This is a genomic window from Mesorhizobium sp. RCAM 06353, from assembly GCF_059683585.1.
Genome location: NZ_CM185031.1, coordinates 2,459,197 through 2,475,514, shown reverse-complemented (window position 1 = coordinate 2,475,514; position 16,318 = coordinate 2,459,197). Strand labels below are relative to the sequence as shown.

The following is a 16,318-nucleotide window of genomic DNA, read 5'->3' as shown; positions in this document are numbered from 1 at the left end:
ACCCGATCCGCGTCAAGGTCGGCGGCAAGACCGTCGAGGTCTGCTGCGAGGAATGCGCCCAGGCGCTGAACGAAGCCGGCGCCTCGGCGGCCGGCGTGAGCGAGGATTGAGCCATGCGCACCGATCACGCAGCAGCACAACGCCTGGCTGGCCAGGTCCCGGTGCCGGCAGTGCGCACCGAAACCCTTCTGCAGTTCATGCGGGCCCGATGTATCGCGGTAGCGAGATGGCTCGCCCGCCAGATGGAGAAGCGCCGAAGCCGGCTTGCCTTGCTCGAAATGACCGATGAACAGCTCAAGGACATCGGTCTGTCGCGTGGCCAGGCCTATTCGGAATTCAGGCGCGGCTTGCGGGACTGAGCAGCGCTTGTCGAGAAGTCTCCTGACAGGACTGGGCAGACCGATTGCGTAGAATGCCCCTCGCGCCGCCGGAACGTTCCGGCGCGGGGAAAAGAGCTCAACGGCCATGTCGCAATTCACGGTTCAGCCGCTTCTCGATACCGGTATCGTCAAGGTGCGGGACGTCGTCTGCAACGGCGAATGCCGGCACAGGAGCGATGAGGAATGCACGTCGGCCACGCATCTAGTGTTTCCCTATCGCGGTGTTTTCGTGCGCCATGTCGGCCGCAACGACGCCGTGGCGGAAGCCAATCAGCTGCTGTTCTTCAATGAAGCTGAGGCCTACCAGGTCAGCCATCCCATCGAGGGCGGCGATGCCTGCCTCGACCTCGTCATCGAGGAAGGCCAATTGCGGGAACTGGCACCGAAGGAGCAGCTGCGCGCCGGTGACCGCCTGGCGTTTCGTCGCCAGCGCCGCCGCATCGATCCGCGCGCGCAGGCCTTGGTGGCACTGCTGCGCCACAGCCTGAGCCGCAATGTCGCCGAAACGCTGGAAGCCGAGACGCTGGCGCTAACGCTGGTGCGGCGCTCGCTCGGCGAGCGCACCTCGCATGTCGCGGGCGCCAGCCCCGGGCGGCAGAAGCTGGTCGACCGCGCCAAGCTCGTGCTGTCGTCGGACCTGTCGCGGCGCTGGACGCTGGCCGAAATTGCCGCCGAGGTCGGCGTTTCGCCGGTCTATCTGACGCAAATGTTCCAGCAGGTCGAGGCCATGCCGCTCTATCGTTATCATCTGCGCCTGCGGCTGGCGCGTGCGCTCGACCTGCTTGGCCGCTACCACAATCTGACCACGCTGGGCATGGACCTCGGCTTTTCGAGCCACAGCCATTTCAGCTCGGCTTTCAGGCAGGTCTACGGGCGCACGCCAGTGGAGTTCCAGCGCTCGATCAAGCCGCGCTGAAGCCATTTCACCAGAGAAGGCAGGGAAATGTCAGCCGCGCAGGGCAGCCATGGCGGCCGCATGAAGCTCCGGCGTCGCCGCCGCCAGCACATCGCCGCCCTTTTCCGCCGGACCACCATCGAAGGTGGTGACGACACCGCCCGCCTTCTCGATGATCGGGATCAGCGCCACGATGTCGTAGGGCTTCAAGCCGGGGTCGGCGACAATGTCGACACTTCCCGAGGCGATCATGGCGAAGGCATAGCAATCGGCCCCGTAGCGGGCGAGCTGGACCTGTTTCTCGAAAGCGTCATAGCGCGTGCGCGCCTCGCCCTTGTATAGCGCCGGTGTGGTGGTGAACAGCGTTGCGTCAGCGAGGCTGGTCGTCTTGCGCGTCGAAAGCTTTCGCGGGCCGCCCGGCCCCTCATAGTGCGAGCCCGAGGCGTTGGCGTAGAACAGTTCGCCGGTGAAGGGCTGCGCCATCATGCCGGCGACCGCATCGCCATCGATCGTCAGCCCGACCAGCGTCCCCCACACCGGCAGGCCGGAGATGAAAGCGCGCGTGCCGTCGATCGGATCGATCACCCAGACATGCCGGCTGGAGATGTTTTCGCTACCATGCTCCTCGCCGAGAATGCCATGGTCGGGATACTCGGCCGATATCAGGGCCCGGATGGCGCGTTCCGTCTCGCGGTCGGCTTCGGTGACCGGGTCGAAGCTGCCTTTTTCCTTGTTGGCCACGGCACCCTGGGCGCGAAAGCGCGGCAAGGTCTCGGCCGCTGCCGCTTGCGCGATACGGCGCATGAAATCGATACTGATGTCCAACTGATTCTCCCGCATTGCAGAGCGCACGACCGGGCTCTGCCGACACTTTCCCGCCAAAACAAGCCTGTTTATCGATTTATTCGCCGTGACAACTGTTGCCCAAATGTCACGCAAGCGTCATCGAAACGCAATTTCCACATCACTCTGAATTAAAAAAGCCTGAAGGTCGCTTGACATTTGTGCACCGCACAATACCCTCAACCTCGGACAGGTTTTCCTGTCCATGCCCTCCTTGGGCGTTTCCTCCCTAGACTTCGACCGTATCGTGCAAACGATGCGGTCTTTTTTTCGCCTTGCACCTCCGACCGGCTATTTTACTCCGCGGCCAGCGGCAGGTCGATGAAGTGGTGGTCGGGCATTGCCATCAGATCCGCTGAAAATCGCGTCAGATCGTCGGCCAGCGCGTCGAAGCCGGCGGCTTTCTCGAATGTCCGCTCATTCATGTAGAGCCCACGATTGACCTCGATCTGCAACGCATGCAGATGGCGCGCCGGGCGGCCATAGTGCTCGGTGATGAAGCCGCCGGCATAGGGCTTGTTGTGGGCAACGGTATAGCCCATCGCGGTCAGCAGGCCGATCGCGGTCTCGGTCAGGGCCGCTGTGGCGGAGATACCGAAACGGTCGCCGATGATGAAGTCCGGCCGCAGGCCGCTGTCGCCGACACGGATGCTTGCCGGCATCGAATGGCAATCGATCAGCACGGCAAAGCCGAAACGGGCATGGGTTCTGGTCAAAAGCCGCTTCAGCGTTTCGTGGTAGGGCTTGTAGACGGCCTCGATGCGGGCAACGGCTTCGGCCAGCGGCAAGCGGCCGGAATAGATGTCGAGCCCCTCCCCCACCAGCTTGGGTACGGTGCCAAGGCCGCCCGCCACCCGCGCCGAGCGGATGTTGCAGAAGGACGGCACCGGCTCGGCGAACATGCGCGGGTCGAGTTCCCAGGGCTCGCGGTTGACGTCGAGATAGGCGCGCGGGAAATTCGCCGCCAGCATCGGCGCGCCGAGCGCCACGGCGCCGCCGAACAGTTCGTCGACATAGCAATCCTCCGAGCGGCGGATGGCGTTGCGATCGAGCCTCGCCATGGCAAGGAAGCGTTCCGGATAGTAGCGGCCGCTATGCGGCGAGTTGAACAGGAAGGGGACGCGCTGCTCGGCGCCCGATCGGATTTCGAAGGGTGGAACGACCGAAAAATCCTCGGCTGCCGTCTTCAATTTGAACGAACCCGAAAACACCAGTGCATCATGGTATGAAACTGCCACCTTGCTGGCCGCATGTCCAGCATTTCGCCGCGCACATGGCCGTGCCAAATGCGGATAATGCTTCGCCGCGTTCACTTGATGTTTACCGTCACCTCCTCATATACAGGATGGTTAACGGGCTGCCTCGGCGGCAGTCTCGGGCGGGTGATTCGGACGGGATATCATGGCACGCATTCTTCTGGCGGAAGACGACGACGATATGCGTCGGTTCCTCGTCAAGGCGTTGGAACGCGCCGGCTACCAGGTCAGCGATTTCGACAATGGCGCCAGCGCCTATGAGCGGTTGCGCGAGGAACCGTTCTCGCTGCTGTTGACCGACATCGTCATGCCGGAGATGGATGGCATCGAGCTGGCACGCCGCGCCACCGAGATTGATCCGGACCTCAAGGTCATGTTCATCACCGGTTTCGCCGCCGTTGCGCTGAACCCGGATTCCAAGGCGCCGAAAGACGCCAAGGTGCTGTCGAAGCCCTTCCACCTGCGCGATCTCGTCAACGAGGTCGAGAAGATGCTGCAGGCGGCCTGAGCCGCCTTCCGCAAAGGCATCGCCGCTGCGGCGAGACGACGCCTTCTTTCCTTTTTCTCGCTATTGACGCGCCGGACCAAAAATGGTGTATGCGCGGCTTCGGATGGGCGTGTAGCTCAGCGGGAGAGCACTGCATTGACATTGCAGGGGTCACAGGTTCAATCCCTGTCACGCCCACCATCCAGACAAATCTCTATTTCCCTCGATATTGATTGACCGCATACAGGCGGCCGCAAGGCGAATCGATCGCCCGGCTGTGCTCGATCAGGGTTCCCTCAACCGGCCGAGCCGCCATCTTGCCGTGTCCAAGCGGCCGGATTTGGGCTTCTTGCCCAGCGCCAGTCCGCTCCGTCAGAGTTTCCATCGTCGGCAATGGAATTTTGCAGCGAAGTCGGCCGCCAACCGCCGTCGAAGCATTGACACCGATTGGCCCGTCATACCGAGTCTCGCAAAAGTTCGCCAGGAAGCATCAAAATCAAGAAAACGTGTCCTATGTGAGCCGCAACTTATGTTGTGTGCCAGGTCGCGCCACTGATAGCGTCCTGCTGGTCAGTACGGGAAGCTTATCATGAGAAAAGCTGGCAGCGGGGCGTTGGCTGGCTTGCTGGGTGACATCTAATTTCTTCTGAATGCCTGATTTCTCCAGCGCCACTTGGAGATTTCCTCACACTTGTCTTCGATCGCATCAATCCAGAAAAATGGGGGCCTGATGTTCGAAAGCGATCAGGGTCGAAGGTTCTACTATTCTACCGCAAAACTCATCAAAACACTTGCCATATCCGCAGTGATTTTAGGTTCCGGGGTTATTTGCCTCCAGTATCAACACCCGTCGCTCCTGCTTGTCCTTAGTGGATGGATTTGCGTGATTGTCGGCGTTTTGATGGGCACGACAGCCTTGCGTCAATTGCTGATGCGAGCGCCCGCGCTGGTGCTTTCGCCGCAAGGCGTACAAGTTCCCTACCTCGGTAGCCTGGTACCTTGGAGTGACATCACCAAACTTACTGAGGCGTCCAAAGAGAATTTCGGCATTCTGAAACTGACCGTCGATCCTGCCTATGCCGAGAGCGTGACGCGGCCATGGTATGCTCTGCGGCGGGGCAGCAAATTGACCCTTGGCATCCCGATCAGCCAGATCGATAGCGCAGGCATGGATATCGCTGAACTTTGCCGCACTTATATGGCGGCGCAACCAAACGCGCTCAATGCGATACAGGAAAAAGATGGCCGCGATCTACCCCTGCCCACCATGCAGCCTCTTGCTTCCTATGGGCTTATCGCGCTGCTGGCTGTGATCTATTGCGCCGAGTTGAATTTTGCCGTCACCCCTAACCAAGGCGGATCACCCTCGACGCAAACCTTGGTCGCGCTCGGCGGCATGTTCCGATCTTTGATCTGGGGTGGCCAATGGTGGCGTTTGGTCACGGCCACTTTGATGCACGCCAGTATCGCGCATCTCCTCGGCAATAGTTTTGCGCTTTGGCGCGCAGGGATTTTGTTGGAGGGATTGGTCGGCCGCCTGTGGTTTCTGTCCCTTTTTGCCGTATGCGCGGTGGGCGGTGAGGTCGCTTCGCTGTACATGACCCCAGCCAATGTTGTTGGGGTTGGCGCGTCAGGCGGCATTGTCGGCCTTTTTGCTGCAGCAATCGTGCTCAGCTTTCATTTCCGCTCCAGCGCCCAGCGCAGCATGATGCAAGCGCGCGCGATGTCGATTCTGGTTCCTGCAGTGCTGCCGTTTCTTTCGGCTTCTGATAAAGGCCTGAGGATCGACTATTCCGCCCATATTGGCGGTGCGATCGTGGGCGCCGTGCTCGCTCTGGCGCTGATGTCGTTCTGGTCCCGCGACCAGGCTCGTCCGCTCTACACGCGCACTGCTGGGGCTCTTGCCGGCGCTTTCGCCTTGGTGGCGGTGGGCGCGCTTGTGCCGATCGCCCAGACCTATGCTGCCTTTCCTGCCTATCCGACAGAGAATGCTTTTGTAGCATTCTTCAACGGCCGTTACGGCGATGCCATGCGGCTGTTCCAGCAGCAAAGCGCAATGCCAGAGGCTTATAGCGATTTGTGGCGCATCATGGCCATGGGGTATGCGAAAGACCCGGAATTGCAGACGCAAGCACAGCAGGCACAGGCCAAACTCACCCCTGCCACTTGGCCCTATCCAGTCTTCGATCTGTTTATGGGCAAGCTGCCTCCGCAGGACTTGCAAATGAAAGCCATCGGCAACGATCAAGTGTGCGAGGCGGTTTTTTATGGCGCTGAGGAATATCTGATCGGAGGGCATATCGAAGACGCAAAGCCGCTCTTGAAGAATGCGTTGTCGACATGCCCAAAGACGTTTGTCGAATTTGACGGTGCAAAGTGGGAATTGCAACGGCTGCATTGACGGGGACGAAGTGGCTTGGGGATTGCCTCAAAACAAAGAGTTTAGAGCGGGCCGCGATTTGCGGCAGTAGCTGCCCGAACCGCCCATTCGATTTCCCGGAAAACCTGGTTCTCGGGTTCTGCCTTGAGTGACAGCGCAGCCATTGCCAAGGCGTCCTCGGTTCTGCCCAGAGCCGTGTGAAGGATATGGGCCGAGCACGCCGCGGCATAGGGATAGCCGGCCCTGGCCGCGGCAAAGTAGAATTCGAAGTCGCCCGCCATGGTGTGAACGCGAGGGGCGGGGCGGCGGGTCAGAACCTGCAGGATCCGCATGGAATTTTCGGCGCGGGCATCGACTTCCCTTAGCATGAACGCTTTCAGGACTGCTTCTCCGTCTCGATAATTCTGTTCTCGAAAATAACCGGCCGCCAGCTTCAGCGCGTAGACGGGGTTCAGCGGATCGAGCCTGGCCGCCTTTTCGAGAATTATCCTCGCCTGCCCTGGGCCAACGCTTTTCTCCATCAGCACGAAGGCCGACTGATAGCCATAGGCCGCCTCCAGCGGATGGTAATCGGATTGTCGGGCCTTCAATTCGTCCAGTATGGCCATTGCCGTTCCGCGATCGCCAAACACGGCTTTTGGCCGCAAGACCCTGATGCCACCCATCACCGACGCGATTGTCGCGAACACGCTGCTTCCCGCATGGATTTGCCGACACCGGGCCATCAATGCCATTTCGAAAAACGCCTTGAGTGTCTCGTCTTCAAACTGCCTGGCGCCGAAATCGTCGGCGAGGAAGGCTCCGGTCTCGGATTTCAGATAGTCGAGCGTTGCCCGGTCCTGGCCGATCACCAGCGTCGCCAGGCCTTTTGACGCCAGTTTCGCCACGATCGCCTTGGCGAGCGGCGCGGGAATGACCTTGTCGCAAAACTCCAGCTGCGATCGGTAATTCCCGCGGACAATATCGCCGCTACGCAGATGCAACGCGGCCATCGGTCGGGCAAGCCTAGTCTCGGCGGCGGCGGCGATCGTTGCTCGCACGGGTTCGGAAAAGCCAAACGTGCCAAACGTCCGATGCCTCGATCGGGCCGCCCTGTTGGCGGGCAGCATCGCCCTGAACCAGCTCTGCCGGAACGATCTCAGAATGCGGAAACTATCACAGATCCACCCTTCGTATCCGTTCCGACGGGCATCGACCACCAAGCTGGATCGGCTGAACCGACTACCGTCGAGGACCCCAAACCGGCTCGTGTCGATCTTCTCTCCCAGCCAGTATTTTTCGATGAAATCGGCGGCAAAAACCTTGTCGACGGAATCGACAATGTGGAATTGCATGTCATCGATGGTTCCGCGGTTCCAGGTGAAACCGAAACGACACCCCATTTTGTCGGCGAGACATTTTGCATTGACCATGGCAAGCAGGCGCCCTCCAAGGCCATCCGCCCTGGTCGCCGCCAATGTCTTCACGGAGAAATCGCTCAAGCGGCATCAACTTTCGGGTGCTGTCAGCCGGACCTGGCCGACTTCCATATGCCGGAGGAACCACGCATATGTCTGCTCCAGCCCGCTGCGCAGCGAGTATCGGGGGCGCCAGCCGGTGGCAAACAGCCGCGTCACGTCCAGCAGCTTGCGCGGTGTGCCGTCCGGCTTGGTCGTATCGAACGCAATCTCCACGTCTCCGCCGACGATCGAAGCGATCGTCCTGGCCAATTCGGCGATGGTGATATCCTGACCCGAGCCGACATTGACATGGCTGTCGCTGCTGTAGGTTTTCAGGAGGCAGACCAGGGCATCGGCTGCATCGTCGACATACAGGAACTCGCGCATCGGCGTGCCCGTTCCCCACACTGTCAGCGTCTTGCGACCGGCCTGCTTCGCTTCATGTGCCTTGCGCATCAACGCGGGTACGACGTGACTGGATTCGAGGTGGAAATTGTCACCTGGACCGTAGAGATTGGTTGGCATCGCGGAGATATAGTCGACGCCGTATTGGCGCCTATAGGCCTGGCATAGTTTCAGCCCGGCGATCTTGGCGATCGCATACCATTCATTGGTTGGCTCGAGCGGGCCTGTCAGCAGGGCTTCCTCGGAAATCGGCTGCGGCGCGAATTTCGGATAGATGCAGGACGAACCGAGGAACAGGAATTTGCCCACTTCGGCGCGAAAGGCCCCCTCGATGAGATTGGTCTGCACGACGACATTGTCATACAGGAAATCGGCCGGAAACCGATCATTCGCCAGGATGCCGCCGACCTTCGCCGCGGCCATCACCACGGCATCCGGCCGACGATCGGCCATCCAGCGCCGCACACCAGCCTGATCCAGGAGATCGAGCTCGGCGCGCGTCGCCGTCAGGATCTCGCAATCCTCGGCAGCCAGCCTGCGCACGATGGCCGAACCGACCATGCCGCGATGACCGGCCACGAATACCCGCTTGCCCCTGAGGTCGAAGGTTTCGCTCATAACCCTGCCCTTATGAGGAGCGTCAGCCGCACGACCGACGCTCGACACTATGAAACCACATAGCTCTCTGTAAGGACAACTGCGCCAGATAGATCCGTCCTGGCCGTTTACCCGGTAATGCGGACCACTTTCCACGCTCGCGCGCTACAGACTGATATCGCAAATCCCCTGCGTGGGGATTCTTATGACCTAATCTCGTTAGGCTCAGACACCCGCGACGGCGCACAGACCCTTCATCCTGGCGACCGCCAGCTCGGGGTCGGCCAGCAGGCCTGCCTGGTCGGCAAGGCGAAAGATTTCGGCGTAGTGGCGGATGCCGCGCGCTGACTGCATGCCGCCGACCATCGCAAAGTGGTCCTGGTGGCCGTTCAGCCAGGCCATGAAGACGATGCCGGCCTTATAGTACTCGGTCGGCGCCTCGAAGATTTTTCGCGATAGCGGCACCGTCGGCGCCATCAGCGCGTCATAGCCGGCCTGATCGCCCGCGGCGAGCCTTGCCAGGGCGGCGTTGGCGACCGGCGCGATGGCGTCGAAAATGCCAAGCAGCGCGTGCGAATGCCTGTTGCCGTCTCCGGCGATCAGTTCGGGATAGTTGAAGTCATCGCCGGTGAACATCACGACGCCGTCCGGCAGCCGGTTGCGCAGCGCGACCTCCTTGCCGGCATCGAGCAGCGATATCTTTATGCCTTCGACCTTGCCTGCGTGGCGCTCGATGATGGCGACCACCGTATCGAGCGCGGTCTCGAAATCGCCGCTGCCCCAATAGCCCTTCAAGGCCGGGTCAAACATGTCACCCAGCCAGTGCAGGATGACCTTGCCGGAGGCCTGGCTTACGATGCGGTCATAGACGGCGGCGTAGTCGTCCGGCCCCTTCGCCACTTTAGCCAGTGCGCGGCTGGCCATCATGATCGCCTTGCCGCCCTGCCCTTCGATGAAAGCGAACTGCTCCTCATAGGCGGCGATTACATCGTCGAGCGTCCTGGCGGCGGCCGGCGCCAGATGGTCGGTTCCGGCGCCCGAGGCAAGATCGGCGCCTTCCACGGTGCGGGACTCGGTGATCGAACGGCGGATCAATTCCTTCGCATTCGCCCAGTCGAAGCCCATGCCGCGCTGCGACGTGTCCATCGCCTCGGCGACGCGGAAGCCGAGCCGCCACAAATGATGGCGGAACGCCATTGTCCTGTCCCAGTCGACGACGGGCCGCGACCATGGATCGGTCATTTCAAGGGGATCGGCAACGACATGCGCCGCGGCATAGGCGATGCGCGAAAACCGCGCGCCGATGTCAGGCTGCACCGGTTGTCCGACAAGCGCGTAACGTGTGCTGCGGCCACCCTCACCAGGCAAGGCAATGTCCATAGATCTCTCCCTTCGCAGCGCCTATAAATGGAACGTTCCAATAAATCAAGAACCTTTAGATTGGGAGCGTCTTCGCAGGCTAATGCTGCGTTGCAGCACAGAAAGCCTTGTAAGCTAAGCCATTTGAGTACACACAATCGGCTTTTCAGGTTGCAAAAAATTCGCGGTTGACTCACGATTGAAGCAATGATTAGAACGTTCCAATAAATCTGAATGAGGCAACCGGGAGGAGATAGCAGGATGGCCAGCCGGGCCAAGGCAACGATCTTCGACATCGCCCGCGAGGCGGGCGTGTCCAAATCGACGGTGTCGCTCGTGCTCCAGGGCAGCGGGCTGATCCGGCCTGAAACCGCGATCAAGGTGCGCAAGGCGATCGAGGATGTCGGCTATGTCTATAACCGCGGCGCCGCCAATCTGCGCAAGGCCCATTCCAACGTCATCGGCATGGTCATCAACGATCTCACCAATCCCTTTTTCGCCGAACTGGCGGTCGGCATGGAGCGCGTCTTCCAGTCGGCCGGCATCGTGCCATTCATCGCCAACACGGCGGAGAATCCGGTGCGTCAGGAAGAGGTGCTGAAGTCGCTGATGGAGCAAGGCGTCGCCGGCCTCATCGTCTCGCCGGCGCGCGGCACCACGCCAGGCGCCTTCCGCCGCCTGGAGATGGCGGGCTTGCCGGTGGTTTTCGCCATGCGCCGCTTGCCCGAGAGCCGCATCCCGGTGATTGCGCCCGACAATCATCGCGGCGCCTATCTCGCCACCGCTCATCTCATCGGCAAGGGACATCGCCGGCTGGTCTTCTTCGGCGGCTCCTCCGATCTGGTGGTCTATCACGAGCGCCTTGGCGGATTTCGCGAAGCCTGCGAGACGCAGGGCATCGCCGCGCGCGACACGCTGGTCGTCGAGGGAGAGACCAGCCGCAGAGGCGGTATCGCCTGCCTCGAAACCGCTCTGTCGATGGCTGAACCGCCGACCGCTGCCCTCTGCTTCAACGACGCCGTCGCCTTCGGCGCCATGCTGGCGTTGCGCAAGCGTGGGCTTGAGCCCGGTGCGGATTTCGCCATCGTCGGTTTCGACGACGTCGCCGAGGCCGAGCATTACATGCCGGCTTTGACCAGCGTCGCGGTGGACTCGGCGGGGCTCGGCGAACGCGCCGCCCACGTCATGCTGAAGATGATCCAGTCGCGCACCACGCGCGCCGAAGACCATATCGGCGCGGTCAATCTCGTGGTCAGGGAAAGCTGCGGTCCGGATCGCCGTTCGCGAAACAGACCTACGGGAACGGGAGGCGCCGCGTGAGTGTCAAATGGGGGCTGATCGGCGCCAGCACGATCGCCAGGCAATTCATGATCAATGCCATCCGTGCGCAGGCCGATGGCAGGATCGCGGCGGTGATGAGTTCCAACCCGGAGCGGGCCCAGGCGTATGCCGTGGAAAACAACATTCCGCTAGCGGTTTCGACGCTTGACGATCTCCTCGACGAGGATATCGACGCCGTCTACATCTCGACCACCAACGAACTGCATCTCGAACAGGCGCTTGCCGCCATCACGGCGGGCAAGCATGTGCTGTGCGAAAAGCCGCTGGCGCTGAACAGCGCCGATGCCCGCGAAATGGTCGCCGCCGCCAGGGCGGCCGGAATCGTGCTTGGCACCAACCATCATCTGCGCAACGCCGGCGCGCACCGCGCCATGCGCGAGGCGATCGCAACGGGGCGCATCGGCAAGCCGATCGCCGCGCGCGTCTTCCATGCCGTCTATCTGCCGGAAAACCTGCAGGGCTGGCGCATCACCAAGCCGGAAGCCGGCGGCGGTGTCGTGCTTGACATCACTGTGCATGATGCCGACACGCTGCGCTTCGTGCTGGGCGACGATCCGGTCGAGGTCTCGGCCTTCACGCAAGCCGCCGGCATGGCCGGCGGCGGGCTGGAAGACGGTGCCATGTGCATCTGGCGCTTCAAGTCGGGCCTCATCGCCCAGTCGCATGAAGCTTTCACCAGCAGATTCGCCGGTACCGGCTTCGAGGTGCACGGCTCGGAGGGTTCTCTGATCGGCCGCAATGTGATGACGCAAAGGCCTGTCGGCTCGGTCATTCTGCGCACCGCCGAGGGCGAAGAGGAGTTGAGCTTCGACCACGAGGATCTCTACGTCAGGTCCGTGCGGCGGTTCCATGCCGCGATCCACGGCGACGGCCAACCTGCCGCCACCGGCGAGGACGGCATCTGGTCGCTCACCTCGGCCGAGGCAGCATTGCAATCGGCCAGCTCAGGCAAGGCCGTCAAGATCGACCCGAAACTCGGGAGCATGAATTGAGCAAGGTCGTTTCCGCAGCACGGGCAGCCAGCCTGATCAGGGATGGCATGGTCGTTTCCGTCTCGTCATCGAGCGGCCTTGGCTGCCCGGACGCCGTGCTGGCCGCCATCGGCGAACGCTTCGACGGGGAAGGTCATCCGAAGGATATCACCACGCTGCACCCGATCGCCGCCGGCGACATGTATGGCATCAAGGGCATCGACCATCTGGCCAAGCCCGGCCTGCTGAAGCGCACTTTGTGCGGCTCCTATCCGTCCGGCCCCTCTTCCGCCGAACCGCCGCAGATCTGGAAGATGATCGGCGACAATTCGGTTGCCGCCTATAACGTACCGTCCGGCATCATGTTCGATATGCACCGCGAGGCCGCCGCCAAGCGGCCGGGCGTGCTGACCAAGGTCGGTCTCGACACTTTCGCCGACCCCCGTCACCAGGGCTGCGCGATGAACGCCGCCGCCAGCGAGCCGATCGTGTCGGTGCAACAGTTCGACGGCGAGGAATGGCTCTATTTTCGTTCGATCGTGCCGCAGGTCTCGATCATCCGCGCCACCACGGCCGATGAGCGCGGCAACCTCACCTATGAGCATGAGGGCGCCTATCTCGGCGGCCTCGAACAGGCACTCGCCGCCCGCAACAATGGCGGCGTCGTCATCGCGCAGGTCAAGCGCGTCGTCGAGAACGGCACGCTGAAGCCGCATGATGTGCGTGTGCCGGGCGTGCTGGTCGACCACATCGTCGTCGCGCCGGACCAGTTGCAGACGACGCTGACGCCTTACGATCCGGCGATTTCGGGCGAGATTTTCCGGCCGCTATCGACTTTCCGCAATGTGGAGATGAACGTCCAGAAGGTGATCGCCCGCCGCGTCGCCATGGAATTGCACGATGGCATGGCGGTCAACATCGGCTTCGGCATCTCGGCCAATGTGCCGCGCATCCTTCTGGAAGAAGGCCAGCACGGCAAGGTCACCTGGGTGATCGAGCAGGGCGCGGTCGGCGGCGTGCCGCTGCTCGACTTCAAGTTCGGCTGCTCGTCCAACGCCGACGCCTTTATGCCCTCGCCGCACCAGTTCATCTATTTCCAGGCTGGCGGCTTCGACGCCTCGCTGCTGTCCTTCCTGCAGATCGACCGCCACGGCTCGGTCAACGTCTCGAAACTGTCGGCGCGGCCGCATGTCACCGCCGGCGCCGGCGGCTTTGTCGACATCACCGCGCGGGCGAAGAAGATTGTCTTCTCCGGCTTCTTCAATGCCGGCGCCAAGCTTTCGCTGGCCGATGGCGGCATTCGCATCGACCAGGAGGGCAAGGTCAAGAAGGTGGTCAACGAGGTCGAACACATCTCCTTCTCCGGCAAGCGCGCGGTCGCGCAGGGACAGGACATCACCTATGTCACCGAGCGCTGCGTGATGAAGCTAACGCCTGACGGGCTGATGGTGACCGAACTGGCGCCGGGTATCGACCTCGAGCGCGACGTGCTGGCGCAGTCCGAGACGCCGCTCGGTGTCGCCAATGACCTCAAGGTGACGCCGTCAGCGCTCTATCAGGATCGGCCGATCGGCCTGTCGCTCAATGGCGGCGCCTCGCTCGGAGGCGCGCATGGCTGAGCGCCTCGTCACCTTCGAGCAGGACGGCGCCATCGGCATCGTCACCTTGCGCCGGCCGGAAAAATTCAACGCGCTGGATATTCCGATGCTGCGCGCTCTCGAAGCCGCGCTCGACGAAGCGGAACTGGCCGACGGGGTCCGCGTCGTGCTGGTCCGCGGCGAAGGCAAGGGGTTTTGCGCCGGCGGCGATGTCGAGGCGTGGGCGCAAATGAGCGCCGCTGATTTTCAGGTGCAATGGGTGCGCTACGGCCATCGTGTCTTCGACCGGCTGGCCAGGCTCAGGCAACCGACCATCGCCGTGCTGTCCGGCCACGCGCTGGGCGGTGGGCTGGAACTGGCCGTCGCCTGCGATTTTCGCGTCGCCGAGGCGCATGTGAAATTGGGCTTCCCCGAAACCTCGATCGGCGTCGTCCCCGGCTGGTCCGGTACGCAGCGCGCCGTACGCCGCTTCGGTGCGCAGACGGTGCGGCGCATGGCGCTGGGTGGTGAAGTTTTCCTGGCGGCCCAGGCACTCGTTTTGGGCATCGTCGACAGAGTTGTCGAAACCGGCAATGGCCTGGCCGAAGCCAAAGCTTGGGCCGAAAAGATCGCCGAGCGCGGCCCGCTGGCGACGGAAGCAGCCAAGCTGATGATCGCGGTGGCCGAAGGCGAGGAAAGTGCCGCCGCGACTGAAGCGCTGGCCAGCGGCTTCATCGCGCTCACCGGCGATCTCAAGGCCGGCGTGACTGCTTTCAAGACCAAGCAGAAGCCGGCATTTTCAAGAAGCTAGAGAAAACAATCCTGATGAACGCCCCCCTCAACATCGCCATGCCCGCCGAAGCTTCGGCAGCACCAAGGGCTTATCGGCTGCTGATCGACGGCAAGCATGTCGATGCCCGCGACAGCCGCACACTAGAGCGCAAGAGCCCCGGCCATGGCTTCACTGTTTCGCGCTACGCGCAGGCCGGCGAGGCCGAGGTGGAAGCGGCGATGCAGGCCGCGCACAGAGCGTTCGAGACCGGCCCGTGGCCGCGCATGAAGGCCTCCGAACGCGCCGCGATCCTGCTCAAGACGGCCGACCTGATCGAGACGCGGCTGGAGGACATCGCCCGGCTCGACGCGCTTGAATCGGGCAAGCCGATCGCCCAGGCGCGCGGCGAGATCGGCGGCGCCGTGGACATCTGGCGCTACGCGGCATCGCTTGCCCGCACGCTGCACGGCGAGAGCTACGCCAATCTCGGCGATGCGATGCTGGGCGTGGTCGTGCGTGAGCCGATCGGTGTCGTTTCGATCATCACGCCATGGAATTTCCCGTTCCTCATCGTCAGCCAGAAACTGCCTTTCGCGCTCGCTGCCGGCTGCACGGCGGTGGTCAAGCCGAGCGAGATGACATCGGCCTCGACCTTCGTGCTGGGCGACATTCTGCTTGAGGCCGGCCTGCCTGCCGGCGTCGTCAACATCCTTGCCGGCCTGGGCGCCGATGTCGGCGCGCCGATGGTCAGCCACCCCCTGGTCGAGATGGTCTCGTTCACCGGCTCGACCCGCGTTGGCAAGATGACCATGGCGTCGGCCGCGCAGTCGTTGAAGAAGGTCTCGATGGAACTCGGCGGCAAGAACGGCCAGATCGTCTTCCCCGATGCCGACCTCGAAGCTGCCGCCGATGCGGCGGTGTTCGGCGGCTTCTTCAACGCCGGCGAATGCTGCAATGCCGGCAGCCGGCTGATCGTGCACGAGGCGATCGCCGAAGATTTCCTGGCCGCCGTCAAGGCGCTCACCGCCAAGGTCACCGTGGGCGATCCGCTCGACGATCGAACCAAGGTCGGCGCGATGATCTCGTCCGACCATCTGGCCAAGGTAACGGGTTACATTGCGGCAGCGGCAGGCGAAGGCAGCAACGTCTTCAGCGGCGGCAAGCAACTGGCCTCCAATGCCGGGCAATATCTCGACCCCACCATCATCCGTGGCGTCACCGAGGACATGGCCATCGCACGTGAGGAAGTGTTCGGACCGGTGCTCTCCGTGCTGACTTTTGAAACGATTGAAAAGGCGTTGCACATCGCCAACAACACGCCCTATGGTCTGTCTGCAGGCGTGTGGAGCGCCAGCATCGACACTTGCATGTCGGTGGCGCGTGGGGTGCGTTCGGGGACGGTTTGGGTGAACACATTCATGGAAGGTTATCCCGAGCTGCCTTTCGGAGGCTACAAGCAGTCAGGTCTCGGACGCGAACTCGGCAAACGCGCCGTCGAGGACTACACCGAGGAAAAGACAATCCAGTTTCATCGCGGCCAACGCACCGGATGGTGGGTCGGCTGAGTTTGGAAGAACCCGGTGGGCTTCCACCGGTCGTGTAATGCAACAAGGGAG

Annotated in this window: 14 protein-coding genes and 1 tRNA gene; 10 read left to right on the top strand and 5 right to left on the bottom strand. The window is 62.3% G+C overall.

Going from position 1 to position 16,318, the window contains the following annotated elements; translation table 11 throughout:
- Positions 1 to 113: 113 nt before the first annotated feature.
- The gene (locus AC56QX_RS11770; protein WP_497116059.1) at positions 114 to 359 is read left to right on the top strand and encodes a DUF1127 domain-containing protein; all 246 of its coding nucleotides are present in this window, start codon (positions 114 to 116) and stop codon (positions 357 to 359) included.
- A gap of 106 nt (positions 360 to 465) precedes the next feature.
- Positions 466 to 1,296, top strand: a complete 831-nt coding sequence (locus tag AC56QX_RS11765) for a helix-turn-helix domain-containing protein (protein ID WP_497116057.1) — start codon at positions 466 to 468, stop codon at positions 1,294 to 1,296.
- Between the two features lie 30 nt (positions 1,297 to 1,326).
- Here AC56QX_RS11765 and hisN read toward each other — a convergent pair whose 3' ends face one another.
- Both hisN and AC56QX_RS11755 read right to left on the bottom strand, forming a co-directional pair.
- Positions 1,327 to 2,100, bottom strand: a complete 774-nt coding sequence (hisN, locus tag AC56QX_RS11760) for a histidinol-phosphatase (RefSeq protein ID WP_497116056.1) — start codon at positions 2,098 to 2,100, stop codon at positions 1,327 to 1,329.
- A 314-nt stretch (positions 2,101 to 2,414) separates the two neighbouring features.
- Positions 2,415 to 3,356, bottom strand: a complete 942-nt coding sequence (locus AC56QX_RS11755; RefSeq protein ID WP_497116054.1) for an N-formylglutamate amidohydrolase — start codon at positions 3,354 to 3,356, stop codon at positions 2,415 to 2,417.
- Positions 3,357 to 3,519: 163 nt separating this feature from the next.
- On the opposite strand from AC56QX_RS11755, the gene cpdR reads away from it, so the two are divergent.
- The 3 genes from cpdR to AC56QX_RS11740 all read left to right on the top strand — a co-directional run bounded on the left by cpdR (position 3,520) and on the right by AC56QX_RS11740 (position 6,262).
- Positions 3,520 to 3,882 carry a cell cycle two-component system response regulator CpdR gene (gene cpdR, locus AC56QX_RS11750; RefSeq protein ID WP_006199474.1) on the top strand — a complete coding sequence of 121 codons (363 nt, stop codon included), beginning with the start codon at positions 3,520 to 3,522 and terminating at the stop codon, positions 3,880 to 3,882.
- A gap of 105 nt (positions 3,883 to 3,987) precedes the next feature.
- Positions 3,988 to 4,062: transfer RNA gene (locus tag AC56QX_RS11745), tRNA-Val, on the top strand.
- Positions 4,063 to 4,552: 490 nt separating this feature from the next.
- Positions 4,553 to 6,262 (top strand): rhomboid family intramembrane serine protease, encoded by a 1,710-nt coding sequence (locus AC56QX_RS11740; RefSeq protein ID WP_497116052.1) that lies wholly within the window; start codon positions 4,553 to 4,555, stop codon positions 6,260 to 6,262.
- Between the two features lie 41 nt (positions 6,263 to 6,303).
- Here AC56QX_RS11740 and AC56QX_RS11735 read toward each other — a convergent pair whose 3' ends face one another.
- The 3 genes from AC56QX_RS11735 to AC56QX_RS11725 form a co-directional block, all read right to left on the bottom strand.
- Positions 6,304 to 7,722 carry an O-fucosyltransferase family protein gene (locus AC56QX_RS11735; RefSeq protein ID WP_497116050.1) on the bottom strand — a complete coding sequence of 473 codons (1,419 nt, stop codon included), beginning with the start codon at positions 7,720 to 7,722 and terminating at the stop codon, positions 6,304 to 6,306.
- A gap of 6 nt (positions 7,723 to 7,728) precedes the next feature.
- Positions 7,729 to 8,703 (bottom strand): GDP-L-fucose synthase, encoded by a 975-nt coding sequence (gene fcl, locus AC56QX_RS11730; protein ID WP_497116048.1) that lies wholly within the window; start codon positions 8,701 to 8,703, stop codon positions 7,729 to 7,731.
- Positions 8,704 to 8,907: 204 nt separating this feature from the next.
- On the bottom strand, positions 8,908 to 10,062 hold the full coding sequence (locus AC56QX_RS11725; protein ID WP_497116046.1) for a dihydrodipicolinate synthase family protein: 1,155 nt from the start codon (positions 10,060 to 10,062) through the stop codon (positions 8,908 to 8,910).
- Between the two features lie 240 nt (positions 10,063 to 10,302).
- Here AC56QX_RS11725 and AC56QX_RS11720 point away from each other — a divergent pair, with 240 nt between their 5' ends.
- The 5 genes from AC56QX_RS11720 to AC56QX_RS11700 are packed head-to-tail and all read left to right on the top strand — an operon-like array spanning position 10,303 to position 16,267.
- Positions 10,303 to 11,361 (top strand): LacI family DNA-binding transcriptional regulator, encoded by a 1,059-nt coding sequence (locus tag AC56QX_RS11720; RefSeq protein WP_497116045.1) that lies wholly within the window; start codon positions 10,303 to 10,305, stop codon positions 11,359 to 11,361.
- Between the two features lie 47 nt (positions 11,362 to 11,408).
- Positions 11,409 to 12,374 carry a Gfo/Idh/MocA family protein gene (locus AC56QX_RS11715; protein WP_497117735.1) on the top strand — a complete coding sequence of 322 codons (966 nt, stop codon included), beginning with the start codon at positions 11,409 to 11,411 and terminating at the stop codon, positions 12,372 to 12,374.
- Positions 12,375 to 12,421: 47 nt separating this feature from the next.
- On the top strand, positions 12,422 to 13,972 hold the full coding sequence (locus AC56QX_RS11710) for an acyl CoA:acetate/3-ketoacid CoA transferase (protein ID WP_497117733.1): 1,551 nt from the start codon (positions 12,422 to 12,424) through the stop codon (positions 13,970 to 13,972).
- Positions 13,965 to 14,741: an enoyl-CoA hydratase/isomerase family protein gene (locus AC56QX_RS11705; RefSeq protein ID WP_497116044.1), complete on the top strand. Its 777-nt coding sequence runs from the start codon at positions 13,965 to 13,967 to the stop codon at positions 14,739 to 14,741. Before AC56QX_RS11710 ends, AC56QX_RS11705 begins: the two co-directional genes overlap by 8 nt.
- Before the next feature lie 14 nt (positions 14,742 to 14,755).
- Positions 14,756 to 16,267, top strand: a complete 1,512-nt coding sequence (locus AC56QX_RS11700; RefSeq protein ID WP_497116043.1) for an aldehyde dehydrogenase family protein — start codon at positions 14,756 to 14,758, stop codon at positions 16,265 to 16,267.
- Positions 16,268 to 16,318 lie beyond the last annotated feature (51 nt).